The 24626-nt window shown below is 65.8% G+C and carries 30 protein-coding genes; 17 read left to right on the forward strand and 13 right to left on the reverse strand.

Annotated elements, in window-relative coordinates; genetic code table 11:
- Positions 1-2: 2 nt before the first annotated feature.
- On the reverse strand, positions 3-788 hold the full coding sequence (locus tag N2K99_RS09810; RefSeq protein WP_227933659.1) for a thioesterase family protein: 786 nt from the start codon (positions 786-788) through the stop codon (positions 3-5).
- A gap of 98 nt (positions 789-886) precedes the next feature.
- On the opposite strand from N2K99_RS09810, the gene N2K99_RS09815 reads away from it, so the two are divergent.
- The gene (locus N2K99_RS09815) at positions 887-1861 is read left to right on the forward strand and encodes an aldo/keto reductase (RefSeq protein WP_227933660.1); all 975 of its coding nucleotides are present in this window, start codon (positions 887-889) and stop codon (positions 1859-1861) included.
- Between the two features lie 21 nt (positions 1862-1882).
- Here N2K99_RS09815 and N2K99_RS09820 read toward each other — a convergent pair whose 3' ends face one another.
- Positions 1883-2569, reverse strand: coding sequence for an SOS response-associated peptidase (locus N2K99_RS09820; protein ID WP_229951723.1), 687 nt, complete (start codon positions 2567-2569; stop codon positions 1883-1885).
- Between the two features lie 109 nt (positions 2570-2678).
- Between N2K99_RS09820 and N2K99_RS09825 the strand changes: the two genes are divergently transcribed.
- Complete coding sequence (locus N2K99_RS09825) at positions 2679-3008, forward strand: hypothetical protein (RefSeq protein WP_227921178.1); 330 nt, start codon at positions 2679-2681, stop codon at positions 3006-3008.
- A 6-nt stretch (positions 3009-3014) separates the two neighbouring features.
- Here N2K99_RS09825 and N2K99_RS09830 read toward each other — a convergent pair whose 3' ends face one another.
- Positions 3015-3188 (reverse strand): hypothetical protein, encoded by a 174-nt coding sequence (locus tag N2K99_RS09830; RefSeq protein WP_227921175.1) that lies wholly within the window; start codon positions 3186-3188, stop codon positions 3015-3017.
- Between the two features lie 26 nt (positions 3189-3214).
- The gene (locus tag N2K99_RS09835) at positions 3215-4060 is read right to left on the reverse strand and encodes an aldo/keto reductase (protein ID WP_227921173.1); all 846 of its coding nucleotides are present in this window, start codon (positions 4058-4060) and stop codon (positions 3215-3217) included.
- 114 nt (positions 4061-4174) lie between these two features.
- On the opposite strand from N2K99_RS09835, the gene N2K99_RS09840 reads away from it, so the two are divergent.
- The 4 genes from N2K99_RS09840 (at position 4175) to N2K99_RS09855 (ending at position 7777) form a co-directional block, all read left to right on the forward strand.
- Positions 4175-5182 carry an NAD-dependent epimerase/dehydratase family protein gene (locus tag N2K99_RS09840; RefSeq protein ID WP_227933661.1) on the forward strand — a complete coding sequence of 336 codons (1008 nt, stop codon included), beginning with the start codon at positions 4175-4177 and terminating at the stop codon, positions 5180-5182.
- A 236-nt stretch (positions 5183-5418) separates the two neighbouring features.
- Entirely contained in the window at positions 5419-5970 is a 552-nt protein-coding gene (locus tag N2K99_RS19125) for a TM2 domain-containing protein (protein WP_227933662.1), read from the forward strand.
- Between the two features lie 87 nt (positions 5971-6057).
- Entirely contained in the window at positions 6058-6477 is a 420-nt protein-coding gene (locus N2K99_RS09850; RefSeq protein WP_227933663.1) for a LexA family transcriptional regulator, read from the forward strand.
- Complete coding sequence (locus tag N2K99_RS09855) at positions 6470-7777, forward strand: Y-family DNA polymerase (RefSeq protein WP_227921166.1); 1308 nt, start codon at positions 6470-6472, stop codon at positions 7775-7777. Before N2K99_RS09850 ends, N2K99_RS09855 begins: the two co-directional genes overlap by 8 nt.
- A gap of 10 nt (positions 7778-7787) precedes the next feature.
- Here the strand turns inward: N2K99_RS09855 and N2K99_RS09860 are convergent, their stop codons facing one another.
- The gene (locus tag N2K99_RS09860; RefSeq protein WP_227933664.1) at positions 7788-8489 is read right to left on the reverse strand and encodes a D-alanyl-D-alanine carboxypeptidase family protein; all 702 of its coding nucleotides are present in this window, start codon (positions 8487-8489) and stop codon (positions 7788-7790) included.
- A gap of 123 nt (positions 8490-8612) precedes the next feature.
- On the opposite strand from N2K99_RS09860, the gene N2K99_RS09865 reads away from it, so the two are divergent.
- Together N2K99_RS09865 and N2K99_RS09870 are read left to right on the forward strand one after the other, a co-directional pair.
- Positions 8613-9179 carry an MOSC domain-containing protein gene (locus N2K99_RS09865; protein ID WP_227933665.1) on the forward strand — a complete coding sequence of 189 codons (567 nt, stop codon included), beginning with the start codon at positions 8613-8615 and terminating at the stop codon, positions 9177-9179.
- 203 nt (positions 9180-9382) lie between these two features.
- Positions 9383-9838, forward strand: coding sequence for a hypothetical protein (locus tag N2K99_RS09870; RefSeq protein ID WP_227933666.1), 456 nt, complete (start codon positions 9383-9385; stop codon positions 9836-9838).
- Positions 9839-9895: 57 nt separating this feature from the next.
- On the opposite strand, the gene N2K99_RS09875 is transcribed toward N2K99_RS09870, so the two are convergent.
- Positions 9896-10882 carry a YafY family protein gene (locus tag N2K99_RS09875; RefSeq protein ID WP_227921157.1) on the reverse strand — a complete coding sequence of 329 codons (987 nt, stop codon included), beginning with the start codon at positions 10880-10882 and terminating at the stop codon, positions 9896-9898.
- A 100-nt stretch (positions 10883-10982) separates the two neighbouring features.
- Here N2K99_RS09875 and N2K99_RS09880 point away from each other — a divergent pair, with 100 nt between their 5' ends.
- The 6 genes from N2K99_RS09880 to arfB all read left to right on the forward strand — a co-directional run bounded on the left by N2K99_RS09880 (position 10983) and on the right by arfB (position 14699).
- Positions 10983-11411 carry a VOC family protein gene (locus N2K99_RS09880; RefSeq protein ID WP_227921155.1) on the forward strand — a complete coding sequence of 143 codons (429 nt, stop codon included), beginning with the start codon at positions 10983-10985 and terminating at the stop codon, positions 11409-11411.
- Between the two features lie 147 nt (positions 11412-11558).
- The gene (locus tag N2K99_RS09885) at positions 11559-12392 is read left to right on the forward strand and encodes an SDR family oxidoreductase (protein ID WP_227921154.1); all 834 of its coding nucleotides are present in this window, start codon (positions 11559-11561) and stop codon (positions 12390-12392) included.
- A 114-nt stretch (positions 12393-12506) separates the two neighbouring features.
- Positions 12507-13289 (forward strand): alpha/beta fold hydrolase, encoded by a 783-nt coding sequence (locus N2K99_RS09890; protein WP_227921153.1) that lies wholly within the window; start codon positions 12507-12509, stop codon positions 13287-13289.
- Positions 13286-13861, forward strand: coding sequence for a DUF1697 domain-containing protein (locus tag N2K99_RS09895; RefSeq protein WP_227921152.1), 576 nt, complete (start codon positions 13286-13288; stop codon positions 13859-13861). The genes N2K99_RS09890 and N2K99_RS09895 overlap by 4 nt, the downstream gene beginning before the upstream one ends.
- A gap of 16 nt (positions 13862-13877) precedes the next feature.
- Positions 13878-14243 carry a serine/threonine protein phosphatase gene (locus tag N2K99_RS09900; RefSeq protein WP_227933667.1) on the forward strand — a complete coding sequence of 122 codons (366 nt, stop codon included), beginning with the start codon at positions 13878-13880 and terminating at the stop codon, positions 14241-14243.
- 33 nt (positions 14244-14276) lie between these two features.
- Positions 14277-14699 (forward strand): alternative ribosome rescue aminoacyl-tRNA hydrolase ArfB, encoded by a 423-nt coding sequence (gene arfB / locus N2K99_RS09905; protein WP_227933668.1) that lies wholly within the window; start codon positions 14277-14279, stop codon positions 14697-14699.
- Positions 14700-14758: 59 nt separating this feature from the next.
- Here the strand turns inward: arfB and N2K99_RS09910 are convergent, their stop codons facing one another.
- From N2K99_RS09910 to N2K99_RS09940, 7 genes are all read right to left on the reverse strand, one after another.
- Complete coding sequence (locus N2K99_RS09910) at positions 14759-15295, reverse strand: DivIVA domain-containing protein (protein ID WP_227933669.1); 537 nt, start codon at positions 15293-15295, stop codon at positions 14759-14761.
- 122 nt (positions 15296-15417) lie between these two features.
- On the reverse strand, positions 15418-16059 hold the full coding sequence (locus tag N2K99_RS09915) for an NUDIX domain-containing protein (RefSeq protein WP_227933670.1): 642 nt from the start codon (positions 16057-16059) through the stop codon (positions 15418-15420).
- The gene (locus N2K99_RS09920; RefSeq protein WP_227933671.1) at positions 16056-17603 is read right to left on the reverse strand and encodes a nicotinate phosphoribosyltransferase; all 1548 of its coding nucleotides are present in this window, start codon (positions 17601-17603) and stop codon (positions 16056-16058) included. The genes N2K99_RS09915 and N2K99_RS09920 overlap by 4 nt, the downstream gene beginning before the upstream one ends.
- Before the next feature lie 10 nt (positions 17604-17613).
- On the reverse strand, positions 17614-18429 hold the full coding sequence (locus N2K99_RS09925) for a ribose-phosphate pyrophosphokinase (protein WP_227921138.1): 816 nt from the start codon (positions 18427-18429) through the stop codon (positions 17614-17616).
- A gap of 86 nt (positions 18430-18515) precedes the next feature.
- The gene (locus N2K99_RS09930) at positions 18516-18992 is read right to left on the reverse strand and encodes a hypothetical protein (protein ID WP_227921136.1); all 477 of its coding nucleotides are present in this window, start codon (positions 18990-18992) and stop codon (positions 18516-18518) included.
- Between the two features lie 51 nt (positions 18993-19043).
- The gene (locus tag N2K99_RS09935) at positions 19044-19838 is read right to left on the reverse strand and encodes an ABC transporter permease subunit (RefSeq protein WP_227921134.1); all 795 of its coding nucleotides are present in this window, start codon (positions 19836-19838) and stop codon (positions 19044-19046) included.
- Positions 19835-20803, reverse strand: a complete 969-nt coding sequence (locus N2K99_RS09940; RefSeq protein WP_227921132.1) for an ABC transporter ATP-binding protein — start codon at positions 20801-20803, stop codon at positions 19835-19837. The genes N2K99_RS09935 and N2K99_RS09940 overlap by 4 nt, the downstream gene beginning before the upstream one ends.
- 283 nt (positions 20804-21086) lie before the next feature.
- On the opposite strand from N2K99_RS09940, the gene N2K99_RS09945 reads away from it, so the two are divergent.
- Genes N2K99_RS09945 through phnE form a run of 3 tightly spaced genes read left to right on the forward strand, consistent with a single transcriptional unit; the run spans position 21087 to position 24624 of the window.
- Positions 21087-22091: a phosphate/phosphite/phosphonate ABC transporter substrate-binding protein gene (locus tag N2K99_RS09945; protein WP_227921130.1), complete on the forward strand. Its 1005-nt coding sequence runs from the start codon at positions 21087-21089 to the stop codon at positions 22089-22091.
- A gap of 59 nt (positions 22092-22150) precedes the next feature.
- A complete protein-coding gene (gene phnC / locus N2K99_RS09950) occupies positions 22151-22939 on the forward strand; it encodes a phosphonate ABC transporter ATP-binding protein (RefSeq protein WP_227921129.1) in 789 nt (262 codons plus the stop codon).
- Entirely contained in the window at positions 22936-24624 is a 1689-nt protein-coding gene (gene phnE / locus N2K99_RS09955; protein WP_227921128.1) for a phosphonate ABC transporter, permease protein PhnE, read from the forward strand. The genes phnC and phnE overlap by 4 nt, the downstream gene beginning before the upstream one ends.
- Positions 24625-24626 lie beyond the last annotated feature (2 nt).

Genomic DNA, 24626 nt, shown 5'->3' on the forward strand with positions numbered 1-24626 from the left:
GCCTACGCTCCGCCGAGCGGCCGGACGGTCAGGATCTGCTCGGAGCGCCCAAACGGGCCCTGCAGGTCATGCAGGACCGTCGAAGTCAGGCCGATTGCGTCGGCACCGAAGGTCACCTGGGTATCCAGGCCCAGCCATTCCCCCCGGGGTTCGCGGTGCAGGTGCAGCTGCAGGTCCACGTTCGGGAACATGTAGCTGTCCCCGCCCGGGGGCACGCGGGTGGAAATACCGTTGGCGGTGTCCGCCATGCCCACGAGGCGGACCAGGTCCGACGTCGGCGTGCCCTCCACCATTTCGTGCGGGGTGCGCAGCCACGCCCGGCCGCGGCCCGGACGCAGCCCCGGCAGTGCCCGTTTCTCCAGGGATTCAATAAACGCCCCGGGCCACTCGGTCATGCCTTCATGGGTGCCCGCCTCTGCCGGACCGGGCATGGCGTCGTCTTCCAGCGCAGCCACCTCTGCCGTCGAGCCGCGGGCAAGGCGCCAGGCGGTGGCGCGCACGGCGGTGCGGCCTTCAACCACCATCTCGGCCTGCACCAGTTCGATGGTGCGTCCGGGACGCAGGACGGAGGTTTTCACCTCGAAGGCGGTGCGCGGGATCAACCCGAAAATGTCGTAGCTGATCCGGGCCATACGCAGCTCGGGGCGTGGACGGAACTGCTCCAGGCAGTGGGCCAGCAGTCCGGAAATGGGAGCCATGTGCTGCTCCTGCGGGTTCCAGGCCCCCTGGGTGTGAATGGTTGCCTCATAGGCGTCGTTGCCCAGCGAGCGATAATACGATTCAGCCACGTGCTTGCTTCTCCCTGCCGTTCCGGAATTGGCTTTCAGGCTACCCCAGCACCGCCCGACGGCTGGCCCCGCAACGTAACGGGGAGCACACTGGCCCGATGGAATATACGCATCTCGGCCGCTCCGGCCTGTCAGTGTCCCGCCTGTGCCTGGGCACCATGAACTTCGGACCCAAAACCGACGAGGCGGACGCCCACGCCATCATGGACTCCGCCCGGGAAACCGGCATCAATTTCTTCGACACCGCCAACGTGTACGGCTGGGGTGAGCGTAAGGGCTGGACCGAGCAGATCATCGGACGCTGGTTCGCCAAAGGGGGCGGGCGGCGCGAGGACACCGTCCTGGCCACCAAGCTCTACGGCTCCATGAGCGAGCGCCCCAACGACACCTACCTCTCCGCACTGAACATCCGCCGCGCCCTCGACGCCAGCCTGAAGCGGCTGCAGACGGATTACATCGATCTGTACCAGTTCCACCATGTTGACCGGAATACGCCGTGGGAGGAGATCTGGCAGGCCATGGAGGTGGCGGTGGCACAGGGCAAGATCATCTACAACGGCAGCAGCAACTTCGCCGGCTGGCACATTGCCCGGGCGCAGGAGAACGCCAACCGGCGGAACTTCGCAGGGCTGGTGAGCGAGCAGAGCATCTACAACCTGATCAACCGGTCCGTGGAGCTGGAGGTCCTTCCCGCGGCGCAGCAGTACGGGCTCGGAATCCTGCCGTGGTCACCGCTGCAGGGCGGCCTCCTCGGCGGGATCCTGGCGAAGGAGGCCGACGGCGGCGGGCGGCGTGCCGAGGGCAGGGTGCGGGACCTGCTCGAGAAACACGGGGACCAGATCCGGCAGTACGAGGACCTGGCCGCCGAGCTGGACATCCTGCCCGGCGTCCTGGCACTGGCCTGGCTGCTGCACCAGCCCGCGGTGACGGCGCCCTTGGTGGGTCCGCGCACCCAGGAGCAGCTGGACGAGGCGCTGCTGGCCCTGGACGTTCCCCTGGATTCACGGACGCTGGCGCGGCTGGACGGGATCTTTCCCGGGCACTCACCGGCCCCGGAGGACTATGCCTGGTGATCCACCGGGGTTCACCAGGGGTCAGGCGCTCGCAGGCTCGATCAGTTCCGGCCCGTTGTTGCGAACCGAGTTGACCTCGCGGGACACCACCCGCGGGGTGAGCGTGGGCTCGGGCACGGCGTCCAGCAGTTGGGCGACGTCCGCTCCGTCGGTCAGCTTCGGGTCCAGCCAGTCCGTGTAGAGGTCCGGCGGGATGATCAGCGGGGTGCGGTCGTGGATGTGGCCCAGGGCGTCGGTGGCTTTCGTGGTGATGATGGTGACGCTCAGCAGCCATTTGTGTTCGTGGTCCTCCGGCAGCGCCGGGTCCGGCCAGAACTCGTACAGGCCGGCGAACGCCAGCGGGTCCTGTTTCCCGGAGTAGAGGTAGGTGGGGATTTTGCCGTCCGCGGACTTTTCCCACTCGTAGTAGCCGTCCGCCGGCACCAGGGCACGGCGCTTTACGGCCGCCTTGCGGAACGCCGGTTTCTCCAGGATGGTTTCCCGCCGGGCGTTGATCATCCGGGAGCCGATTTTGGGGTCCTTGGCCCAGACCGGCACCAGCCCCCATTTCGCCGTCGCCAGCCGCCGCACCGGTGCTTCGTTGGAGAACCGCTCGGTGACGATCCGGACGTCGTCCGTGGGAGCGACGTTCCAGGACGGCAGCACATCCGGTCCCACCGTTTGCTCGACGGCGAACGCTGAGACCAGATCCGACGTCGCCCTTGCCATTACGTACCGTCCGCACATGGCACCTATTGTGCACCATGGACCGGCCGCCGGCAGGAGCAGGGCAGGGACCCGGACCGGCTACCCGCATTCGAACATATATTCTATTTGTATGAACCAGGACGCCGCCGAGCGGCTGGCGGCCCGCTATGCGCGGCGGGCCGAGCCGATCAGCCTTACCCCGGAAGAGCTGGACTTCGAGCACAATCCGGTCACCACGTCCGTGCCCGGCGTGCCCGTCTGGGCCTGGATCCGGTTCCCCGGCGCTGCCGAGCGGGTGAAGGGCGAAGCCTGCAGCTGGTCCTCCCGGGCGGTGCAGGTGCTCTGGGAGGACGCCGGGCGGCGCCGGGCCACCTGGGTCTGGGCCTCGGCCGTCACCCGCCGGACCAACAACTCGCGCAAGGAAACCCTGGGCGACCGCACTGCCCGGGATGCCGGGTGAAGTCAGCTACCCCGGAAGGCTGCGGACATATTCCAGCGCCTCGCGGGTGAGTGCCACGATCTTGGGTCCGGTGCGCAGGCCCGGGCTGCGGAACATGGTGCCGCCGGTCAGCGGACCGTCGTCCTGCAGCTCGTTGGCGATGGCGTGGAGGAGATCCGGTGCTTCCCGCGACGGCCGCATCCATCCTCCCTGGGTTGTCCGGCCGGTCAGAGCTGACTGAAGTCCGCCGTCGCCGGATCGGCACCGATCCGGCGTCCGCCCTCCAACGTGTCCAGGAGGTCCAGCTCCTCCTGCGTCAGTTCGAGCCCGACAGCGGCCAGGTTTTCCCGCATCCGAGCCGAGTCGGACGATTTGGGAATGACGATCCTTCCCGAACCCAGATGCCAGGCCAGCACCACCTGAGCTGCCGTGGCTGCGTACTTCTCTGCGAGCGCGGCCACCTCCGCCCCGGCCAGTTCCCGGCCCTGCCCCAGCGGACTGTAGGCCTCGACGGCGATGCCGCGGGAAACGGTGTCGGCCGCGAGCACCGCCTGCTGATACCCGGGATGCAGCTCTATCTGGTTCACGGCCGGCAGGACCTGGCTCTGCTCATACAGGGCATCCAGGTGGTCCGCGAGGAAGTTGGAGACCCCGATGGCGCGCATATAGCCGTCCCGGTACAGGGCCTCGAGTTCCTTCCAGGCCTGCACGAACGTCCCCTGCGAGGGCACCGGCCAGTGGATCAGGTAGAGGTCGACGACGTCGAGGTTCAGCGCTCGCCGGCTGTCCAGGAACGCTGCCCTCGCCCTCCCCTGGTCTCCGTTGCGCAGCTTGGTGGTCACGAAGATCTCGGACCGCGGAATGCCGGACGCTGCGATGGCCGCTCCCACTCCGGCCTCGTTGCCGTACGCGGCAGCAGTGTCGATATGCCGGTATCCGGCAGCCAGGGCGTCCTCCACCACTTCCTGCGTCCGGTCCGCCGGAACCTGGAAGACGCCGAACCCCAATTGCGGAATCCGTACGGAGTTGCCGAGCGTCAGTTCCGGGACAACGGTGCGGGGACTCTCTGTCATGGCGGTGCCTTCCTGCCGTGCGTTCATCTAGGCTTGGTGCAGTTCGGAGCCTAAGCACCTCCACCTAAGCCCGGCTCCTGCCCCCAGTCAAGGAAACCCGTAAGGAAACCCGCAATGACGCATCCAGCGGCTCTTGATCTGCTTTTCATCGGCGGCACCGGCGTGATCAGTGCCGCTGCCGTCGCGCACGCTTCCAGTCTCGGACATCGGGTGACCGTATTGAACCGGGGTGTGTCTGCGCTGCGTCCGGTGCCGGCCGGCGTCGAAGTCCTGGCCGCGGATGTCCGGGATACAGGTGCCGTGCGGGACGCCCTGGGCAGCCGGACGTTCGACGCCGTGGCGGACTTCCTGTCCTTCACCGCCGAACATGTGGCAGCGGCGGTGGAGCTGTACCGCGGCCGGACCGGGCAGTATGTGTTCATCAGCTCGGCCTCGGCGTACCAGAAGCCGCCCGCGCGGCTGCCGGTGCGGGAGTCGACGCCGCTGCGCAACCCGTTCTGGCAGTATTCCCGGGACAAGATCGCCGGGGAGGACATCCTGGTGCAGGCCTACCGGAGCGAGGGCTTTCCGGGGACGGTGGTGCGCCCGTCGCATACCTATGACGCCACGATGGTCCCGATGTCCGGGCACTGGACGGACATCCACCGGATGCGCTCCGGGCTGCCGGTGGTGGTGCACGGTGACGGCACGTCCTTGTGGACGCTGACGCACAGCCGGGATTTCGCGAAGGCCTTTGTGGGCCTTCTGGGCCGGCCCACCGCCGTCGGCGAAAGCTACACCATCACGTCCGATGAGTTCCTGCCCTGGGATGCCGTCTACCGTTCCCTGGCGGCGGCCGCCGGCGTCCCCGACCCGCTCCTGGTCCACGTGGCCTCTGAGACCATTGCAGCACTGGATCCGAAGCGGGGCCCGGGCCTGCTGGGTGACAAGAGCCATTCGGTCATCTTCGACAACAGCAAGATCAAATCCTTGGTGCCGGATTACCGTGCAGTGATTCCGTTTTCCGAGGGTGCCCGCGAAATCATCCAGTGGCATGATGCCCATCCCCGGGAACAGGTTCTGGACGCCGGATGGATGGAAGTCAGCGACTGCCTCGCGGGCTGGGCACGGGCGGGCGCCTAGGGGCAGTTCCTCCGGGGGCCCGGTTCCCTCCGGGTGGCGGGTCCGGAGCGTCTGTTTTCCGGCGGCTGTTAGAGTGCAGGCAGCAGGTATATCCGGATGGTTGCGGCGCTCGCCGCCGGAGTTGAAGCGCAGTCTCGACACCCGGTCCGGGATGGCTTCGAAAAAACGTTGGAGGAAACCATGTCAGGTAACGGTCCCGGTCAGGGAAACAACCACGGAAACCGGTGGTCCGACGAGTGGGACGAGCAATACGCCTCCCCCAAGAAACCCGAACCGACCCCGCCGCCGGCGGCCCAGGCTCAGCACCCCCAGTCTCATCCCCAGCCCCAGAATCCCCAGGGATACGGGCAGCAGGCACCTCACTATCCCTCACCCGGCTACCCGAACCAGCCCGGCCAGGGGTATCCCGGCCAGGGCTACCCGAACCAGGCCCAGGGGTATCCCGGCCAGGGCTACCCGAACCAGGCCCAGGGTATCCCGTCCAGGGTTACCCTGCCGCCGGCCACCAGCAGGCCCAGGGCTACGGCCATGCCCAGTTCGGCCATGCACCGCAGGGCACGGGTTACCGGCCGCAGAAATCCCGCGTCGCCGCCGGGCTGCTCGGAATTTTCCTCGGCGGCTTCGGCGTCCACCGCTTCTACCTGGGCAACAACAGCGTGGGCATCGCGCAGCTTGTCCTGACCTGTTTCACGGGCATGGGAGCCGTCTGGGGCTTCGTCGAAGGCCTGATGATTCTCTGCAACGCCAAGGCCTTCCGCACCGACGCGCACGGGATCCCGCTCAAGTAACGAACAGCAGTCCGGTGCTAGGCTGAGGGTTCGAAAGTATGTTCTAGAAATATCCCTGTTCTAGAAATATCCCCAGGAGGCCTCGGCATGGCGGTGTTCTCAGCGGACCGGTCGCGCCGCCCCGCGCCGCCGTCGGAGTCCGACGCCGCGACTGCCGCGGGCTTTCCCAGTCCGGCCCGGGACTACTTCGACGGCCGGATCGACCTCAACCGGCACCTGATCCGGGACCCCACCTCCACCTACGTGGTGCGGGTGGAGGGCGATTCCATGGCGGGCACCGGTATCTGCAACGGGGATGAACTGATTGTGGACCGTTCGCTCACGCCGCGCGACGGCGCCGTCGTCGTCGCCGTGGTGGACGGCGAGCTCACGGTCCGGCGACTGCTGCTGGGCGGGCAGCGGATCGTGCTGCGGGCCGAAAGCCCCGGGTATCCGGACATCCTCGTGGCGGAGCCGTCGGAACTATCCGTGTGGGGTGTTGTGACCCGCTGCCTGCACCATGTCTGAGCAGTCCGTGTCGCCGAACGCCGCCCAGCGGATCGCCCTGGTGGACGTCAACAGCTTCTACGTTTCCTGCGAGCGCGCCTTCGACCCGAAATTGGCAGGGGTGCCGGTGGTGGTGCTTTCCAATAACGACGGCTGCGTGGTGGCGCGCTCCGACGAAGCGAAGGCGCTGGGCATCAAGACCGGCACGCCGTGGTTTAAGCTCGCCGAATCCGCGCCGCGCGTGGGCCTGATCCAGCGCTCGAGCAACTACGAGCTCTACGGAGACCTCAGTTCCCGCGTGATGGAACTGCTGGGGCGCTACGCGCTGTGGCAGGAGGTGTACTCGATCGATGAGTCCTTCCTCGGACTCGCCGGCACACCGCGCGACCTGGAGGCACAGGGCGCAACCATCCGCACCGCCGTCGCCCGCCACACCGGTCTGCCTGTCTGCGTGGGCATCGGCACCACCAAGACCCTGGCGAAGTTCGCCAATCGGATCGCCAAGCAGAACCGGCACCTGCAGGGTGTCTGCAACCTCGAGACCATGGACCCGGCAGCTGTGGAAGCCATCATGTCCCGGGTGCCGGTCACCGGACTCTGGGGCGTGGGGTCCCGGCTGGGCGCGAAGCTGGATGCCATGGGGATCTCCACCGTCGCGGACCTGCGCGCCGCCGACCCTGCACTGATCCGCCGGAAATTCTCGGTTATCCTGCAGCGCACCGTGCTGGAGCTCAACGGCACCGCCTGCATTCCGCAGGAGGACGAGCGGGCGGACCGCAAGCAGCTGATCTTCTCCCGGAGCTTCTCGACCCCGGTCACTACCGGTGCCGAGATGCGCCAGGTCATGAGCATCTACGCCCAGCAGGCGGCCGCCCGGCTGGAGCGCGAAGGACAGCAGGCCAGCATCCTCACCGCTTATGCCGGCACATCGCACTTCAGCGAGCGGGCGGCGTCGTTCCCCTCTGCCACGGTGCGCCTGCCCAGCCCGACGTCAGATCCCGTGGTCCTCAGCCGGGCCGCCGTCGGTGCCCTCGAGTCCCAGGTGGTCGAGGGGGTGCCCTACACCAAGGCCGGGGTGATGCTCAGCGGGCTGGAATCCGCCGGCGCGCAGCCCCTGTTCGAGGAGTTCGTCTCCGCACAGGAACGGCGGAACCTGGGCGAACTGCTGGGGAAAGTCACGGACAAATACGGGGCGGCGAGCATCGGCCTCGGTTTGGCGGGGATGTCGACGGCGACGCCGGAGTGGACCATGTCGCGTAAGTATTCCTCACCCCGGTACACCACCGAGTGGAGCGAACTGCCGGTAGTGAAGGCGGTTTAGCCACACCCGATCAGTAGTCCGGGGCGGCCGGAAGACCGAGAAACTCCTCCAGCGTCAGCCCGGCGTCGTGGACTCCGCCGGCGACTTCCGGCCCCACGTACCGCAGGTGCCAGGGCTCATAGGCATACCCGGTGATGTGTTCCGCCCCCGCCGGATAGCGGATGAGGAAGCCGTACCGGTGGGCGTTCGCCGCAGTCCAGGCACCGGCCGCGGTTCCTTCGAAACAGGTTTCCAGCGCACACAGGCCATCCGGATTGCCGATGTCCACGGCCAGCCCGGTCTCATGCTCGCTGTAGCCGGGCCGGGCCGAGAGCGAATCGGCTCCCTCCTGCCCGTACCTCTCGGTGTAGGAGGAGTGCAGCCGGGACTGTTCTTCGCTCGACCGATAGCCGCTGACGGGAGAAATGGGGATGCCCTCCGCCGCGGCAGCACTAACCATGCCGGTATAGGCCGCAGCCGCTTCGGCCCGCAGCAGCAGCCCGCCCGCGTCGACCAAGTCCGGCGGCACATAGTCCGCCGCGAGGGGACGGTGCTTGTTGACCACGAGCGTGACGCTGTCCGGCGCCTGGGCTTCAGGGGCAGCCGCCGCGTCGGCCGGCTCATTGGACAGGTTCAGGAACACGGCAAGGGAGACGACCAGGCATAAACACAGCAGGCCGGCCATTGACGCGCAGGTCCGCAGGTAGACGTACCGCATTGTCCCGTTACCCACCCCTTATCCGGCATGGCACCCTCATCATTTCGCGCCATCCTCGCACGTGCGGCGCAACGCGCGCGGCACCGGCGCGCCCGTGCCGGCAACGTACGTCCTCGGAGGAGCGGTTAGCGTGGAGGCATGAGCTATACGTACGACGTCGAGATCCTGCACCTGCTGGTCTCACCGGCGCACGCCTACTTCGGGCGCGCCAAGGACGGGCCGGCCGACGTCGTCACCACCGATGCGGACGAAGCTCAGGTAGTAGCCGGGAAGGGGATTGTCGGGGACCGGTTCTTCGGCAAGGCCGCGCATATGGATGCGGCCGTGACCCTGTTCGCTGTGGAGTCGTTGGAGGCCATCGCCGCGGAGCTTGGTGCCGATCCCTTTGACCCGCTGCTGGCCCGCCGGAACGTGGTGCTCTGCGGTGCCGAGCTGTCTCCGCTGCTGGGGCAGGACTTTGTCCTCGAATCTGTCGACGGTCGGGTGGAATTCCATGGCGGCAGGCAGGCCCACCCCTGCGCCTGGATGGATCGGGTCCTGGCGCCCGGTGCGCACAAGGCGATGCGGGGCCGGGGCGGGCTGCGCTGCCGGCCGTTGAGCAGCGGCACGCTTCACCGCGGCCCGGCGGTGCTTATCAGCCCGGTGCCGCTGGACCCTGCGCGGGCTGCCATCCCCTCGCTGCTGAGGCCCGGCCGGCTCCCGTAAGCCACGCGGTCCATGGGTAGTTCTCCCCATGGGCTGTTCCGCTTTCTCCCATCCCAGCCACAAGGGAGAGGTCAACGCCCGGACGGAGTAGGACGGCCCCCGGGCGAAGAAACAGGTAATCACCCAGTGACAGCACAGGCCCGATGACTTAGCATTCCGGCAGCCCGGTATCCGGGCCCAGTCTCATTCATCGGGGGTTCTTTATGTCCGTTTTCTGGCCGGGAGTCATTATTGGCTCACTCATTATTGCCGGGTGTTTCCTCGGGTATTCCCGGCGTGACTGGCTCGCCAGGATCACGAACTCCGTGTTGGAGTCGTCTTACGGCAGGCGGGCCGCCGGAACTTTCACCGGGAACCGCGATACAGCCAAAGCAAACCTGATCATTCCCTTGTTCGGGGGAATGGCCTTGGGCGCGGTGATGGTCATTCTGTCCGTCATCGGCGTCATAGGAAACGACCAGGCTCCCGAGGGTCCGCCGTTGAATCCGGCGGTCATTGTGCTTGCACTGATCGGTTTCGGTTTCGGCATCCTGGCTATTATTCATTTGCTCACCCGAAGGGGCAGGAAACCGTCCCGCCTGCTTACGGCCGGATCATCAACGGTCGGCATGCTCTTCATCGTCGCAGCCGGGGCGGTGTTCTACTTTTCTACGAACTGACTGCCACAGAGAGCACATTCATTAATCGGCTTGGGAGAGCTCCTGACCGGCGGAGACTTACCGCGGTGCAGCCGCGGCGAAACGGGCCGCCAGCGTTCCGAAGGCGGACGCCAGCTCAGGCGGACCAACCACCTCCAGCTCGGCGTCGAACCTGCCGAAGGCCGCCGCAAGCGCTGCCCAGGACCAGGAGCCCGCTTCCAACCGGCACCGGTCGGATCCAACCGCTTCGACCGTGCCGTCACCGGCGAACGGGACGACGTCGGCCGCCGGCAGATGCAGGACCACGGCGCCGCGGCAGGGCCAGTCTTCAGCGGGACTCTTCCCCGGTTCCGTTCCCCGGAACCGTGCGGAAAGGAAATCATGCACGTTGCCGCCGGGCAGTTCCCGCTCCCGGAACCGGGGACCGGCGGGCAGCCGCGGAGTGATCCGGTCGGCCCGGAAGATCCGCCAGTCGTTTCGGTCCAAATCCCACGCCACCAGATACCAGCGTCCGCGCGATGCCACCAGATGGTGCGGTTCCGCGCGGCGCGGCGGCGAGAATCCGACGTCGCCGTCTCCCGACTGGGCACCTGCATAGTCAAAGCGCAGCACCTGACGTGTGCCGACGGCTGTGGAGAGGGCCAGCAGCACGTCCGGCTGGACAGATTCGGCCGCACGGCCCGGCAGCGCGGTGAACTGCAGTCCGTCCAAACGGTGGCGCAGCCGGGAGGGCATCACCTGCCGGACGGTGGCCAGCGCGCGGGCGGCGGCCTCCTCGATGCCTGCTCCGGTCAGGGGCGCGGAGTGCAGTGCGACGGCGAGGGCCAGCACCTGGTCGTCGTCAAAAAGCAGCGGCGGCAGCTCGGCACCGGCGTCGAGGCGGTAGCCACCGTCCGGCCCCTTCAGCGCGGAGATGCGGTAACCCATCTCCCGCAGGCGGTCGACATCGCGGCGCACGGTCCGGGGGCTGATCTCCAGCCGGTCCGCGAGCACCTGCCCCGGCCAGTCCCGCGGGGTCTGCAGAAGTGAGAGGAGCAGCAGGAGACGCGACGTCGTGGTGGGCATACGAGAAAGATAAACGAAATAGCGGCCAGAAACTGACCTCTACTAAGAGAAGAGTGGGTGTTACCGGGAAACACCCGGGCCATTCCAGAAGGAGCAACCCATGTCTGTCACCACCACGCCCCACCTGAACTTCCGCGGCGATGCCCGGGCCGCCCTCGAGTTCTACCACTCGGTTTTCGGCGGGCAGCTTATCGTCGTCACCAACGAGGACGCCTACAGCGTCGAGCTCCCCGAGGAGGCCGGCCAGGTCAAGTTCGGGCAGGTCATCGGCGGGAACGGCTTCTCGATCATGGCCTACGACGTTCCCGCCAGCGTGTCCTACGACCAGGGGGATAAATCCTCCTTCGTTTCGGTCCGCGGCGACTCGTCCGAGGAGATCGCGGATCTCTGGGGGCGGCTTGCCGAGGGCTCCACCGTGCTGCAGGACCTGGCGCCCTCGGCCTTCTCCCCCGCATACGGAATGGTGCAGGACCGCTTCGGCGTCACGTGGGTGCTGGACGTCGCCGTCGCCTATGACCCTGCCGGTTAACCTCCATGCGCCGGTACACCGCGGGCACGGACCGTTCCTCTGTCCGTGCCCGCCGCGGCGCCGTGCCCGGGGAAACCGAGACCCGCTAGTCTCAGAGGCATACATCCGGCGGTTTTCTCCGCCGGTCACCTCTGACATGGGAGCATCATGGCCTCGGAAGTACTGGTAGTTATCGGCATGGGCGGCATGGGCCAGGCGGTTATGCGCCGGTCCGGCGCAGGACGGAAGGTCCTCGTGGCGGACTTCAATGAAGAGCTGCTGGAGAGCACAGTGGCCACCGCGCTCGGTGAGGGCTACGACGTCGTTTCCCAAAAGGTCGATGTTTCCTCCCGCGAATCCGTGGCCGCCCTGGCCGCAACGGCCCGCGAGCTGGGAGCGGTGACCGGCGTCGTCCACACCGCAGGGCTCTCCCCCGTCCAGGCACCGGTGGAGGCCATCTGGAAGGTGGACCTGTTCGGTGTGGCCGTGGTGCTGGAGGAATTCGAAAAGGTCATCGCCCCGGGCGGTGCCGGCGTCGTCATTTCCAGCATGTCCGCCTACATGGCCGGCGGCCAGATGCCCGCCGACGTGCTGGCGAGCCTGGCCACCAAGCCTGCCGATGATCTGCTGCTGATTCCGTTTGTTGCCGCTATCGACCACCCCGGACACGCCTACAGCGTGGCCAAGCGCGCCAACCAGGTCCGCGTCCAGACCGCCAGCCTGCGCTGGGGTGCCCGCGGGGCACGCGTGAACAGCATCAGCCCCGGCGTCATCTCCACGCCGATGGGCCAGCAGGAACTCTCCGGCGAATCCGGCTCGCAGATGCGCGCCATGATCGAAGCTTCCGGCACCAAGCGCCTCGGCACCGCCTTCGACATCGCCAGCACAACGGCGTTCCTGCTCAGCCAGGACGCCAGCTTCATCACCGGCGCGGACCTGCTGGTCGACGGCGGTGCGGTGGCCGCCGTCGACACCGGCCAGCGCAGCCAGGTGGCCGGCTAGGCCCACTGACGGCGCGGCGGCGGGGTGCCGGATGCACGGGAAGTTTGGCCGCCGGGAGCAGCGGATGCGCAGCCACTGATTGCCGGGGCCTCGCCGGCGTGATCGAATCTGGGCATGTTGTACGCAGACTCAGCAGACGGCACCCGGATCGCCTTCGACCAGACGGGCCACGGCCCGCCGGTGGTCATTGTCGGCGGTGCGTTTTCAACCGCCGACGCCGGCGCCCCGTTGGCCGCCGCGCTCAAAGCCGCCGGTTTCCAGGCGGTGACGGTGGACCGCCGAGCCCGCGGGAAAAGCACGGATACTTCCCCTTACTCTCCTCGGCGGGAGGTGGAGGACCTCACGGCGGTCCTCAACGCCGTCGGCGGTGACGCGGCAGTCCTCGGACATTCCTCCGGTGCCATGCTCGCCCTGCTTGCCGCGGCCGAAGGGGCACCGATCAGCCACCTGTTCCTGTCGGAGCCGCCGTTCCTCTTCGGCGAGGGGGAACCTTCGATCGACCTTCCGCAGCGGCTTCAGGCCCTCGTTGATTCAGGTAACCCGGCGGACGCCGTCACCACCTTTCAGCGGGAAGGTATCGGCCTGCCCGAAGCGTTTATTGAGCAGATCCAGGCCAGCCCCATGTTCGATTCCCTGGTTCCGCTGGCGCAGTCCGCCGTCTACGACGCGCTGCTGTCGCAGGCCGTGTCCACCCCGACGGCGGCGATGGCCCAGGTTTCGGTACCCGTCACCATCCTGCGCGGTACCACCACCTACCCGGTCATTATGGACGCCACCGAGAAGCTGGCGCGGCGGATGCCGCAGGCCGTCCTGGTAACAGTGCCCGAATCCCACGACCACTCCCCCGATCCGACCGGCACCGTGCGCGAAATCCGCCGCCGTATCCCGGTGCAATGACCGACAGCCCGGCCGCGGACACGCTCCCTTACCTGGCTCTCCTGCGCGGCATCAACGTCGGCGGGCGGAACAAGGTCCCCATGAAGGAGTTACGGGGGCATCTTGAAGGCCTCGGGTTCCAGCAGGTGTCCACCTACATTGCGAGCGGGAATGTCTTCCTGGCATCGAGTGACGACGCCGGCTCCGTCGGCCGGCAGATCGAAGCCGCACTCACGGATAACTTCGACCTCGACGACGAACTCATCAAGGTCCTCGTGCTGGGCCGGGCGCAGCTGCAGGCCGTCGTCGAACACCGGCCCCAGCACTTCGGAGAGCGGCCGGACCTCTACCACTCGGACGCGATTTTCCTCATGGACATCGATGCGGACACCGCCATGGACGCTTTTCGTCCCAGGGAAGGCATTGACGAGATCTGGCCGGGCGACGGCGTCATCTACTCGCAGCGGCTCAGCTCCGAGCTGACCAAGAGCCGGCTGAGTGCCATCGCGGCCTCGCCGCTGTACAAGTCGATGACCATCCGCAGCTGGAACACCACCCGGAAACTGTGGGAGCGGCTGCCGGGTGATGCTTAGGTGTTAGGGTCCTGCCATGTCCGAACCCCTGCCGTCCGACAACACCTTCGACCATCTGCGCAGCCTCGACGGCGAGCACGTCGGCTTCATCCATATGACCGACGACGGCGGGTTTGTCCCGTATGACCTGCTGCACCGCCGTCGCGCTGAGGCCGGTGACCTCGATGCGGCCGAAGCCCTGCTCGATGAGCTGGGCCTTCGGATGTTTATCGAGGAGTGGTGGCTCGACGACGGCGGGCAGCAGATACCGGTGCTGATCCAGGAAGTGCGCCGGGACCGGGTGGTGGTGGCTCCGACAGCGGAGGGCGCGATTGCCAAGGCCGCCGATATGACCGCTGCAATTGAACTGCTGCTGCCCACCGACCGGCTGCATTCCCGTTAGCCCTACCGGTTTCGTTCGTGCGACGCTGGAGGGATGGATTTGGTGGTGTCGCCCGCGCTCACGATTCCCGCGGCTGAACTCGACTGGCGGTTCTCCCGTTCGTCCGGCCCTGGGGGCCAGCACGTCAACACCTCGGACAGCCGCGTTGCGCTCTCCTGGAACGTAGCCGGTTCTGCGGTGCTGTCGGAACAGCAACGCCTGCTGCTGCTGCAGCGGCTGAAACGCAGTCTCGTGGCTGGAGTGCTGACCGTGACGGCCTCCGAGCAACGATCCCAGCTTCGCAATCGGGAAACAGCCCTGGCCAAGCTCGCCGCGCTCGTGGCAGACGGACTGGCGCCCGGACCTGCTCCGCGCCGGACCACCAAACCTACCCGCGGCTCGAACTACCGCCGCCTCGATGCAAAGAAACAACGGGGTGCCACGAAGCGGCAACGGCAACGGCCGCCGGCTGATTAATTCCACCAGGGCTTGGCATCAATTCGAGGGCTGCTGCCCGCCGAAGGGCCGTATCCGGGTTAGCTCGGCGTCGTCGAAGTTCCGTACTGGGACGGGCCTACCCGGCGTCGAAGCTGCTCATTTTCGGAAACCCGGTCCCGAAGACCCATAACAACCCTCATGAGGGCATCGTCAACGTGATCCTGCAAATATCCCTCACGGAATTTTGTCGGTGAGAACTTCTGATTCATTACCTGGTCAGCAGTGATGATCGGCGAGGTGTGAGGAACGGACCGACCCAGGGAAACGGCCTGCTGCACCTGAGTGTTTTCCTTTTCGAGGCGCTGAAGCTCCCTGACTACCCGTTCAAGCAGGTCATCGACCTCGTCCTGGTCGTAGCCCTCCTTGAATTTCGTGGGCTGGAAACGCATAGCTTTAACTTCTTCAGCAGTGAGCTGCCCGGTACCCAGCGATCCGGATTTCCCCTTGGATTTGGAGGGTATGAAACATACCAAACAGACCAAAACAATCATCCCTACAAGAATCCAATTACTCCCTGAGCCATCGCTTTCGCTGCTGCCTTGGGCCATTACCGCTGAAACATACTCAAAAGACATGGATATCCGGCTTTCGTTGGGTCGGTTTGCTGTGCCGCAGAACGGGTAGTGCTAGCGGCAATAACTGTAACCGTCCCCCTTTTAAACGCTGGCATTTGATTCACGCAATTTACCAGGACGTTCTACAACCAGGACCACCCTGCGGCCGGCCGCCCACGGCCTTCTGCCACTGCACCGGATTTGGACAATGCAGGGTTGCGGGCCAGCATCCGGCCCAGGTTGGAGGAGTCCGGTTCGGTGCGTCCGGCGGCGGCCGCCAGGCTCCGGCTCATCCGTGCGGCGTGGGCCGTGGTGAAGTGCTTCCCCAGCAGCGCCTTGGTCAGTCCCGCGTCCACCCAGAGCGCGTCCAGCACGGTGCCGGCGGTGCGGCGGATGATGGTGTCGTGGTCAAAGGGCAGCCCGGATACCCGTTCCACCGGGGTGACCTTCACCGCGGTTTCATTGAGCCGGGCGTCCGGATGCAGGACAACGGTGTGGACAATCGAGATGGTCGGCCCGCGCGGATCCCGGTCCGGGTTGTCGTAGACGCCCGCCGTGTCGAGGTGCTGCACTTGGTCCTCCCCTACTCCGGTCTTGACCGTCAGCGCGCGCAGTGCGGCCTCGGCCAGCCGTTCGGACGGAAGCAGGAGGACACCGGGGAGCGCCTGCGCGCCGGCGAAGGGTTCATTGGCCCGCTCCGCCGTCACCAGGCACAGCCCCCCGTCCCGCACGATGAAGGGCACGGTATCGATCGAGACGAGGGGCTGCAGCCTTTCGGAACTCATGAGGCAATGTTACCGAGCACTGCACGGACGTCCGCGAAGGATTGGCGGCGGAGGAACTCGCCGTTGGCCCAGACGGGCTGCAGCAGGGAGGCCTCTTCCTGCTCGGGGGTGGCCTTCTCGATGAGGACCAGTTCGCCGTCGTCGTTCCGGGTGACGGCCAGGCGGCCGGTGGCGGAACGCTTGGAACCGAAGCCCTTGGCGGTGATCGGATCCTTGAACACGTTGCGGGGCTGGCCGTTGACCTCAATGTAGGTGACCTTGATGGCCGAGGAGAACGTGTCCCGGGTGACGTACTGGTAGGTGAACGAACCGGCGCCGAGCACGACATTCTCCGAGGCGTAGCCCGCTTTCTCCAGGCGTGCAGTGATGTCTGCGGCACGCTCGGGGGTGATGGAGTCGCCGTACATAACGCGCACGTTGTTCAGGACCTTGTAGCCGGCGTCGTTACGGGTGGAGCCGAACTCGGCTTCCAGGAGGGCGACGACGCCGAAGTAGGCCGGGTCCTCTGCCATCGACGGTGCCGTGTCGGGGGCGACGGCGCCGGGGCGGGTGGAGGAGCCGCAGACGATGTCGGCCGGGTCTCCGGAATCGGGACGGATGACGACGTTGCCGTCGCGCGAGGTGATGATGTCCTTGAGTCCGGGCAGGATGCCCTGCAGTACGTGCCACAGGTCGTACCCGTCGGAAACCAGCGAAATGTTGCCGGTGGGGTTGACCTCCAGGATGTGGCGGAAGGTTTCCGCTTCTCCGTCCTGGCCGCCGGCGCACATCACGGCGTGCTCGCTGGCGGGGATGGAGCCGAGGATCTGGCCGTTGTCCGTGCCGAAGGAGGAGTTGTAGTAGCGGCGGATGAAGTCGGCCGAACCGAGGGAGTCCGAGCCCTTGAAGGAGAGCAGGTGGCCGGCGCCGGAAGCGGCGGCAGCTTCGACACCGGGCATGCCCCGGAAGGAGAAGTCGTGGAGCTGCCAGTCCACATAGCCGGCGTCCGTGCCGGTCTTCGCGGCGGCGGTGTCGAGGATGCCGCGGTACTTGTCGGCAATGGTCGCCGCGGTGGAGGGCTGCCAGATGGAGGCGCTGAGCGCCGTCTCGATGTAGTTGACCAGCCAGAAGAACTCCGGCTCGGTGGATTCGACGGTGACCGAGGGGACCTGCAGGGGCACCCGGGTTCCCTCGGGCACGGCACGGAAGATCAGCGGCAGGTAGCCGCGGCGGTGCAGGGACCGGATGTGGTCGGTGCCTACGGTGTTGGGGCCGAGGATGTCGTTGAGGCCGGCCTGGTATTCGGCCACGGCGTCGTCTTCATCGGCGGCGAAGAACGGGGCGAAGGCTTCAATGCAGAACTTCTGCAGGAAGGCCTGCAGGCCGAAGTGCACCACGTGGTCCACGCCCTCGATCCGGGAGCCGCGGTTGGTGAAGTTGGAGAGAACCTTTGTGGTGCCCCGGGGGTACATGTGGATGTGGCCGAGCTTGTACGCGTCCGTCTGGAACAGGGCTGCGGTGATGCTGGCGGTGGTCAGGGCGATCGGTGCTGCTGTCGTGGTCATGGCCGGTTCCTTAGATGAGGTGGGAGATCAGGGGCGTGATGGAAGCGGCGACTGCCGGGTTGGCGGCGCCGGGGTGTGAATCCGTGGTGTAGATGGAGCCGTAGGCCTGCCGCAGCTGGGCTGCCTTGCCGGAGAACACTCCGTGGCTGACCCATAGGTCCAGGCGGTCCGGCCCGAGCCCCGTGGCGGCTGCCAGGCCCATGAAGGTTCCGCCGCCGTCGCAGATGTCGTCGACCACCAGGAAGCGTCCGTCGTCGGGCAGTTCCTCGCAGGTGAACCCGGACAGCTTGCCGGTGGCAAAGTCCCGGTGCTTCTCGGCGGAGTAGAGCGGAAGTCCGAGGGCTGCGGCGGCTCGGGCGGTGCGTTCCTTCGCCCCGGCGTCCGGGCAGATGACGCCGGCATACTCCCCCGCCTTGTTCCGCAGGACCTGGGCGATGACGGCGGAGGAATCCACGACGCGCAGGTTGCGGACCAGGGCCGGCATGACGGGCGAGTGCGGGTCGAAGCAGACCACTTCGTCGGCGTTCATGGCGTTGATGAGGTTGGCGTAGACCTTGGCACCGAAGGGGTTGCCGCGGTCCTGGCGGGCTCCGGGCAGGTACGGAATGAGGGCCTGGACCTTGTGGCCGCCCTGGTGGGCGTAGTCGATCCACATGGCTGCGGTTATGTACTCGTTGGCGTCGGCGCCGGTCAGATAGAAGTACAGCGGGGTTTCCTCCGGGCTGCCTGCGACCTTGAGGTGGGCCTCCCCGGCAGGGAAGGACATCGGCGTCGCTGCCGAGTGGACGGTGTATCCCTGCGGGACTGTGGCGTATGCGGTGAACATGCTGCCAGCCTACACCGCTTTTTCGTCAATGGAAGTTTATTGGTGCAATAAACGTACTGTTACGAATAATGAACAATGGGTGCGGGCTACCCGGTCGCTGGGCTGACGAAACGGCCGCCCAACTCCTCGGCGAGAGCGGCGGTTTGGTCCGGCCCCGGCATCTGCCCCTCACGGCCCGGCAGGACCAGCACGTGCCAGTTGCTGCCTTCGGCGAAGTACGGGAGCGGGTTTTCGGCGGCGTTCAGCAGTTCGGACGCCTTGGTCCGGTCCGCCTCGTTCTCGTAGCGGACTATTTCGACGGTGTCGGTGCACATCCGATACTCGGGAAGATATCCGTCTATCTGCATCGTGACAGGCTCCGCTGTGGTGCCGGGGTCGCAGTCCAGGACGCCGACGACGGCGTCGTACACTTCGTTGACCGACCCGAAAGAGGAAAGAGTTCCCTCGACGGTGCGGCCGGCCGGAGCGGCCTGCTCGTCCGCGCTCGACGACCCGGCGTCCGTGCAGGCAGAAAGCAGCAGCACCGTCGCTGCTGCGGCTGCGAGTTCCTTTACTTTGCGCATTGGCGTCCACCCCGTCGTTTTGGTGGGGACATCATTGCACAGGCCTGCCAATCACGTGCCGATGTCCCTCCGGGTAAGCGCGAAGGCAGCGAGCAGCACCAGCAGCGCACTTGTTCCATACAGTGCACCGAGCCCGGCCCAATCGGCCCCGTTGCCGAGCGGGCTGCCGCCGAAGGCCCAGTGATAGGGCGTCCAGGAGTGAAGGTAGTCCAGGTCCGGATTCTGGTTGGCCACCGCATTGAGAGCGTACCCGCCGACGGCGACCGCAACGGCCGCGGTGAGCGCCCAGACGCGGCGGCCGGTAAAGGCTCCCGCAGCAAGGGCGACGGACGCAGTCAGCAGCGCCAGTCCGATGAGCGCCGCACACCCGGCCCAGACATGGGAAGGAATGAGACCGAGTTGTGCGGGGCGGTTGAAAACCAGCACGGCCAGGCCCGCGAAAAGGCCGAGCAGCAGCAGACGGGCAGCAATGGCGGCGCTGCGCTCCAGCACGAGCTGGACCCGGCCGACCGCGTGGGCCAGCACGAGTTCCAGCGTCCCGCTCTCCTCGTCGCCGGCAATCGCCCGGGTTCCCCAGGAAATGGCGGCGATGGTGAAGAGGGCGAACCCGATGAGGCCGAAGAACGTCGACTGGGTATAACCGGCGCCGGTGGTCAGCTCGTCATAGCCCAGTGCGGATATGAGTTCGGGCGGCAGGCTCTGCAGGAGATCCTGGAAAGCCTGACCGGCCAGGGATGGATAGAGGGGCAGGTACAGACTCAGGACAGCCAGGATACCCGCCGCCCATCCCAGAAGCGGACGCCATGACGCGGCGAGTGAACGGGTGAACAAGGGGAGGCGGCTCATTCGGCGGCACCGCCGTCGTCCGGTCCGGCGGCGTTCTCCGGCCCATAAAACCGCAGTACGGCTTCCTCGAGGTCGGGCTCCTGAACCACCAGGTCGAGGAGGTGATGTCCCGCCAGGGCCGTGATCAGGTCCGGCATGTCACCCTTGAACCGGCCATGGATTGAGGTTGGGTCCCGGGGGTCCGGGTCAGCGGGTACCTGCAGCAGCTCGAATCCGGGCACCTGCCGAAGGCGTTCAACCAAGGCAGGTGCCTCTGCTGCGGTGATTCCAATCCGCACGCGGCGACCGGCTGAAGCCCGGATATCCGCGGTGCTGGCAGCGGACACCACTGTCCCCTTCCGGAGGATGGCCACAGTGTCAGCTGCCTCCTCAATCTCGCTGAGAACGTGCGAGCTGAGCAGCACCGTCTGGCCGTTGCTGCTCGCTTCCCTCACCAGCGCCAGGAACTCCTGCTGGACCAACGGGTCCAATCCGCTGGTTGGTTCGTCAAGGATGAGCAGTGGCGGTTGATGCATAAACGCCTGAATGAGTCCCAGTTTCTGCCGGTTTCCCTTGGACAGGGCACGCACCGGGCGGCCGAGGTCCAGATCGAGCCGCTCCGCCAGCGCCGGAACGGTCCCCGGATCCACGTGTCCACTGATGTGCGAGAAAAAGCGAAGGAGTTCACGTCCGCTGACCCTGTCCGCCAGGGCCGGATCTCCCGGCAGGAAGCCGATGCGACGACGCAGGGCCGACCCTCCGCTGCGGGGATCAACACCGAGGACGGTTACCTCCCCGGAGCTGGGACGCAGCAGGTCCAGCAGCAGGCGCATCAATGTGGTCTTGCCGGCGCCGTTGGGACCGATGACCCCGAAGATGCTTCCCGTGGGAACCTCCAGATCGATGCCTTTCAGCGCTTCAACGCGTCCGAAGTTCTTATGCAACCCGCGGGTGCGGACGACGGCGACGCCAGAGCCAGATTCCATGCGGTCAGGCTACGCGCCTGCAGCGGGTGTCGGGTAGGCGGCGGCACCGGTCGCCGGGGCGGGCCAGGAGGCAACGCAGGATCCATGCTTGAACCATTGACAAATTCAATAATAGTTGGTCAACTGTGACGCACGCCACAACCTTAGCTGAGTCGTCCGGCAATAGGCGACACATTTGTAATCGTTCGATCAGGAAAGTGTCGCTTAGTTCCCCCCTTGATGGGCAATGCCGGCCAGCAACGGGCGAAACTTCCAGACGCAATCAGAGGAGTCAGAGCTGACTATGAACCAAAACACCAAGGCCTTTGCCGCCCTAGCCGTCGCCAGTCTCCTGCTCAGTGCCTGCGGAGCCAGCCCCAACGCCAGACCCGCCGGCAACAACAACTCAGACGGTGCTTCCAGCGATGCACCGCAGTCGCTCGTTTTCGCGGTTGTACCCACCGATGACAGCAAAGAGCTCGAGGACAGCTTCAAACCAATCGTTGCGGCAATCGAAAAGGAAACCGGGCTCCCCACCAGCATCGAGGCCGTGAGCAGCAATGCCGGGGTCATCGAAGCGCAGGCTGCGGAGCGCGTAGACGTGGCCACCTATGGAGCATTCTCCTACTACCTTGCCCAGAATGTCGCGGACGTCACGCCGGTTGCCATGGACCAGCGGACTCCGGCAGCCGGATCCGGTGCAGTCCAATCCCTGGGCGTCGTCGCTGCCGGTTCGGACATCAAAACGCTTGAGGATGTCCAGGGGAAGGACGTCTGTTTCACCGATCCTGCGTCCAGCACCGGCTATCTGGCTGCAGCAGCAGGATTGATAAGCATCGGCTTGGATCCCAAGAGCGACATTAATCCGATTTTCGCAGGTTCCCATGACGTTGCAGTGACGCAGATGCTTGCCGGTGACTGCGATGTCGCTTTTGTTGCCGGCACTTTCATCACGGACATTCTTCCGGCTCGAGGAGTAATTAAGGACGGAGACGTCGAGACCCTGTGGACCTCCCCGGATATTCCAGGAACTCCCATGGTTATCGGCAACTGGCTGCCGGAAGATCTGCGCACCAAAATCAGCAATGCGGTGCTCAAATACAATGCCGTAACCGCCGCTGAAGCGGGTCTTTGCCCCGACGACCAACGCGAGGCGCAGCCGTCGTGGGGCGAGGAGTATGCCGGCAAGATGGCCTGTGAATGGGGCGGTACCGGGGCCTTCGCCTTTGAACCTGCCACCGATGAGGACTTCGCGACCATCCGTGAAATCTGCGAAACCACCCAGGCAGAAGTCTGCCGGAACGAATAGCCGGTAAGGAAGAAGCAATGCCTGCTCCCCTGCCCCCGCCTGAGTCAGGACATCACACCGTGGCCCCCCAGTCCCCGAACGACACCAACACCGCCCCCAGTCTGCTCCTCACGGATCTAAGCATGAGCTTCGGGGCCAAGACCGTCCTCCGAGAGGTAAACCTGGATGTGCATCCGGGGCAGTTTGTCGCCCTCGTCGGACCCTCCGGCGCCGGCAAGTCCACGCTTCTCCGGCTGATCAACGGCAGCCATAGCCCCACCGGGGGCAGTGTGACCGTCTTAGGCGTAAACCCGGCCACGTGCGGCCGAAAGAACCTGCGGAAGCTGCGGACGCGCGTCGGCTTTGTTTTTCAGCAATTCGGCTTGGTGGGCCGCCTCAGCGCAATGGAAAACGTGCTGATGGGGGCTTTGGGATCGCTCAAGATGCCCCGCTACGGGATTTCAACCTATCCCCGGCCGCTGCGGGAGAAAGCAGTAGCGAACCTGGAACGGGTTGGCTTGGCCGATCAGAGGTTCCAACGCTGTGACACGCTTTCGGGCGGGCAGCAGCAGCGGGTAGCCATAGCGCGGACACTGATGCAGGATGCCCGCATTGTCCTCGCCGACGAGCCGGTGGCGTCGCTGGACCCCAGTGCCAGCCTCTCGGTCCTGAACACCCTGAAGAAGGTCAGTGCAGAGGACGGATTTACGGTTATTTGTTCCCTGCATCAGGTTGACCTCGCCCTGCAGGTATCAGACCGGGTGGTGGCGGTCCGTGACGGCTCCCTCATCCTCGACACCCCCACCCCGGCTACCTCGGAGGCTGCTGTCCGCGCCATTTACGAGAAGGCGAAAGGCCGCACTGCATGAGTGCCTCCACGGACAGTATCGACGAAGCCGGCCGGGCAGTGGCGGGGGCGGAACGGCAGTTCGACCCCGGGAGCAACGGCACACCGAAGCCAACCCCCGGCGGGCGACCGCGCGTATCCGCAGCGACGCTCGGCATTCCGCTGGCTTACCTCGCTGTGACGGTCTTCGGCATCTGGTGGATCGACATCCGCCCTGCCGCGGTGGCCGCTGGACTCGGGGACATCGGCCGGCTGCTTCAAAGGATGGTTCCTCCCACCACGGGTCCCGTACCGGCTCTCCTGACCCTGCTGCTTGAAACACTTTGGATCGCCCTGGCTGGAACGGGGCTGGCGGCAATCGCGTCGGTTTTCCTGGCAGCGGCGGCATCACGGCACTTCACTGGCCCTCGGGCAGTCCGGTGGTTTGCCCAAGGCATCATTATCGTCACCAGAGCCGTCCCGTCACTGATCTTTGCCATCCTCTTCGTCCGTATTTTCGGTCTGGGACCGCTCGCCGGCGCACTGGCCATCGCGTTCCATTCCGTCGGCATGATCGGAAAGATGATGTCCGACGTCTTTGAAGAACAAACTCCGGCTCCGCATGAAGCAATTGCCGCCGTCGGCGCGAACCGCATGCAGAACTTTGTTTCCACCACGCTGACACGAGCCCTGCCGGCCGCTGCATCGCTAGTGATTTACCGCCTGGACATCAATGTCCGTGCCTCTGCCGTACTCGGGCTGGTCGGGGCCGGCGGTATCGGTGTTGCGCTGCAGACTGCCATCGGGTCCCTGAATTACCGCAGGGCAGCGGGCATCATCCTGGCCATCGTCGTCCTCCTCCTGATCCTTGAACTGATTGCCTACCTCGTTCAGCGTGCGGTGGCCGAGCACGCAGATGAACACACCGAGTCCCGGCTCTTTGCAGCCGGCAAAACAGCGGCCACGCCGGGATGGAACCGGTCAAGGCTGCTGCGCACCGGCGCCGGCGCGGCGGCCGCCTGCCTTTTCCTCTTCTCGCTGGGTCAGCTTTCCGTGAATCCTGCCCGGTTGGGACAGGCCTGGGGCAACGCCACTGCCCTACTCGCCGGTTTTGTCCCTCCCGTATTCACCCAGGACATCCTGCTTGGGATCTTCGAAAGCGTCATCATGGCGTTCACTGCCACGTTTTTCGGAGTGCTGATCGGCCTCGTTATCGCCGTACTGTCCACCCGGCATTTGGTGCGCTTCGCCCCGCTGGCATTTGCATTGCGCGGCCTGGTGGTTTTCGTCCGGGGCATCCCCGACATTATCTACGCCCTGATTTTCGTTGCCGCTTTGGGACTTGGACCGTTCGCCGGTTTCCTGGCTCTGACGATCTCCTGCACGGCTTTGGCGTCCAAGTTCTTCACGGATTCCCTGCATAACGTTGACCCTGCACCGCTAAGGGCCCTTGAGGCGACGGGAGCGAACCGGGTTCAGGTGTTCGTCAGCGGGGTCTGGCCGCAGTTTGTTCCCAGTTTCATTGGAAACAGCCTCTTTACTTCGGACCTGGCCCTGCGCGAGTCAGCCGTGCTGGGAATCGTTGGTGCCGGTGGCGTGGGTTTCCTGCTGGACGAATCCGTGGCGACCCTGCACTACCAGCAGACAGCCGGCATCCTTATCGGCCTCATTGTTGTGGTCATCGCTCTTGAATCGGTGGCCCGCTGGGCCCGCAGAAAGGTTATCTAATG

This window comes from Arthrobacter sp. zg-Y1110 (assembly GCF_025244865.1).
GTDB lineage: Bacteria > Actinomycetota > Actinomycetes > Actinomycetales > Micrococcaceae > Arthrobacter_B.

Coding starts and splice junctions, on each gene's coding strand:
- N2K99_RS09935 (WP_227921134.1), bottom strand. CDS start 19,838: ATGAGCCGCCTCCCCTTGTTCACCCGTTCACTCGCCGCGTCATGGCGT.
- N2K99_RS09815 (WP_227933660.1), top strand. CDS start 887: ATGGAATATACGCATCTCGGCCGCTCCGGCCTGTCAGTGTCCCGCCTG.
- N2K99_RS09855 (WP_227921166.1), top strand. CDS start 6,470: ATGTCTGAGCAGTCCGTGTCGCCGAACGCCGCCCAGCGGATCGCCCTG.
- arfB (WP_227933668.1), top strand. CDS start 14,277: ATGGATTTGGTGGTGTCGCCCGCGCTCACGATTCCCGCGGCTGAACTC.
- N2K99_RS09920 (WP_227933671.1), bottom strand. CDS start 17,603: ATGACCACGACAGCAGCACCGATCGCCCTGACCACCGCCAGCATCACC.
- N2K99_RS09875 (WP_227921157.1), bottom strand. CDS start 10,882: ATGCCCACCACGACGTCGCGTCTCCTGCTGCTCCTCTCACTTCTGCAG.
- N2K99_RS09930 (WP_227921136.1), bottom strand. CDS start 18,992: ATGCGCAAAGTAAAGGAACTCGCAGCCGCAGCAGCGACGGTGCTGCTG.
- N2K99_RS09825 (WP_227921178.1), top strand. CDS start 2,679: ATGAACCAGGACGCCGCCGAGCGGCTGGCGGCCCGCTATGCGCGGCGG.
- N2K99_RS09940 (WP_227921132.1), bottom strand. CDS start 20,803: ATGGAATCTGGCTCTGGCGTCGCCGTCGTCCGCACCCGCGGGTTGCAT.
- N2K99_RS09925 (WP_227921138.1), bottom strand. CDS start 18,429: ATGTTCACCGCATACGCCACAGTCCCGCAGGGATACACCGTCCACTCG.
- N2K99_RS09890 (WP_227921153.1), top strand. CDS start 12,507: ATGTTGTACGCAGACTCAGCAGACGGCACCCGGATCGCCTTCGACCAG.
- N2K99_RS09850 (WP_227933663.1), top strand. CDS start 6,058: ATGGCGGTGTTCTCAGCGGACCGGTCGCGCCGCCCCGCGCCGCCGTCG.
- phnE (WP_227921128.1), top strand. CDS start 22,936: ATGAGTGCCTCCACGGACAGTATCGACGAAGCCGGCCGGGCAGTGGCG.
- N2K99_RS09910 (WP_227933669.1), bottom strand. CDS start 15,295: ATGTCTTTTGAGTATGTTTCAGCGGTAATGGCCCAAGGCAGCAGCGAA.
- N2K99_RS09820 (WP_229951723.1), bottom strand. CDS start 2,569: ATGGCAAGGGCGACGTCGGATCTGGTCTCAGCGTTCGCCGTCGAGCAA.
- N2K99_RS09830 (WP_227921175.1), bottom strand. CDS start 3,188: ATGCGGCCGTCGCGGGAAGCACCGGATCTCCTCCACGCCATCGCCAAC.
- N2K99_RS09870 (WP_227933666.1), top strand. CDS start 9,383: ATGTCCGTTTTCTGGCCGGGAGTCATTATTGGCTCACTCATTATTGCC.
- N2K99_RS09865 (WP_227933665.1), top strand. CDS start 8,613: ATGAGCTATACGTACGACGTCGAGATCCTGCACCTGCTGGTCTCACCG.
- N2K99_RS09880 (WP_227921155.1), top strand. CDS start 10,983: ATGTCTGTCACCACCACGCCCCACCTGAACTTCCGCGGCGATGCCCGG.
- N2K99_RS09885 (WP_227921154.1), top strand. CDS start 11,559: ATGGCCTCGGAAGTACTGGTAGTTATCGGCATGGGCGGCATGGGCCAG.
- N2K99_RS09840 (WP_227933661.1), top strand. CDS start 4,175: ATGACGCATCCAGCGGCTCTTGATCTGCTTTTCATCGGCGGCACCGGC.
- N2K99_RS09895 (WP_227921152.1), top strand. CDS start 13,286: ATGACCGACAGCCCGGCCGCGGACACGCTCCCTTACCTGGCTCTCCTG.
- N2K99_RS09900 (WP_227933667.1), top strand. CDS start 13,878: ATGTCCGAACCCCTGCCGTCCGACAACACCTTCGACCATCTGCGCAGC.
- N2K99_RS09945 (WP_227921130.1), top strand. CDS start 21,087: ATGAACCAAAACACCAAGGCCTTTGCCGCCCTAGCCGTCGCCAGTCTC.
- N2K99_RS09835 (WP_227921173.1), bottom strand. CDS start 4,060: ATGACAGAGAGTCCCCGCACCGTTGTCCCGGAACTGACGCTCGGCAAC.
- N2K99_RS09915 (WP_227933670.1), bottom strand. CDS start 16,059: ATGAGTTCCGAAAGGCTGCAGCCCCTCGTCTCGATCGATACCGTGCCC.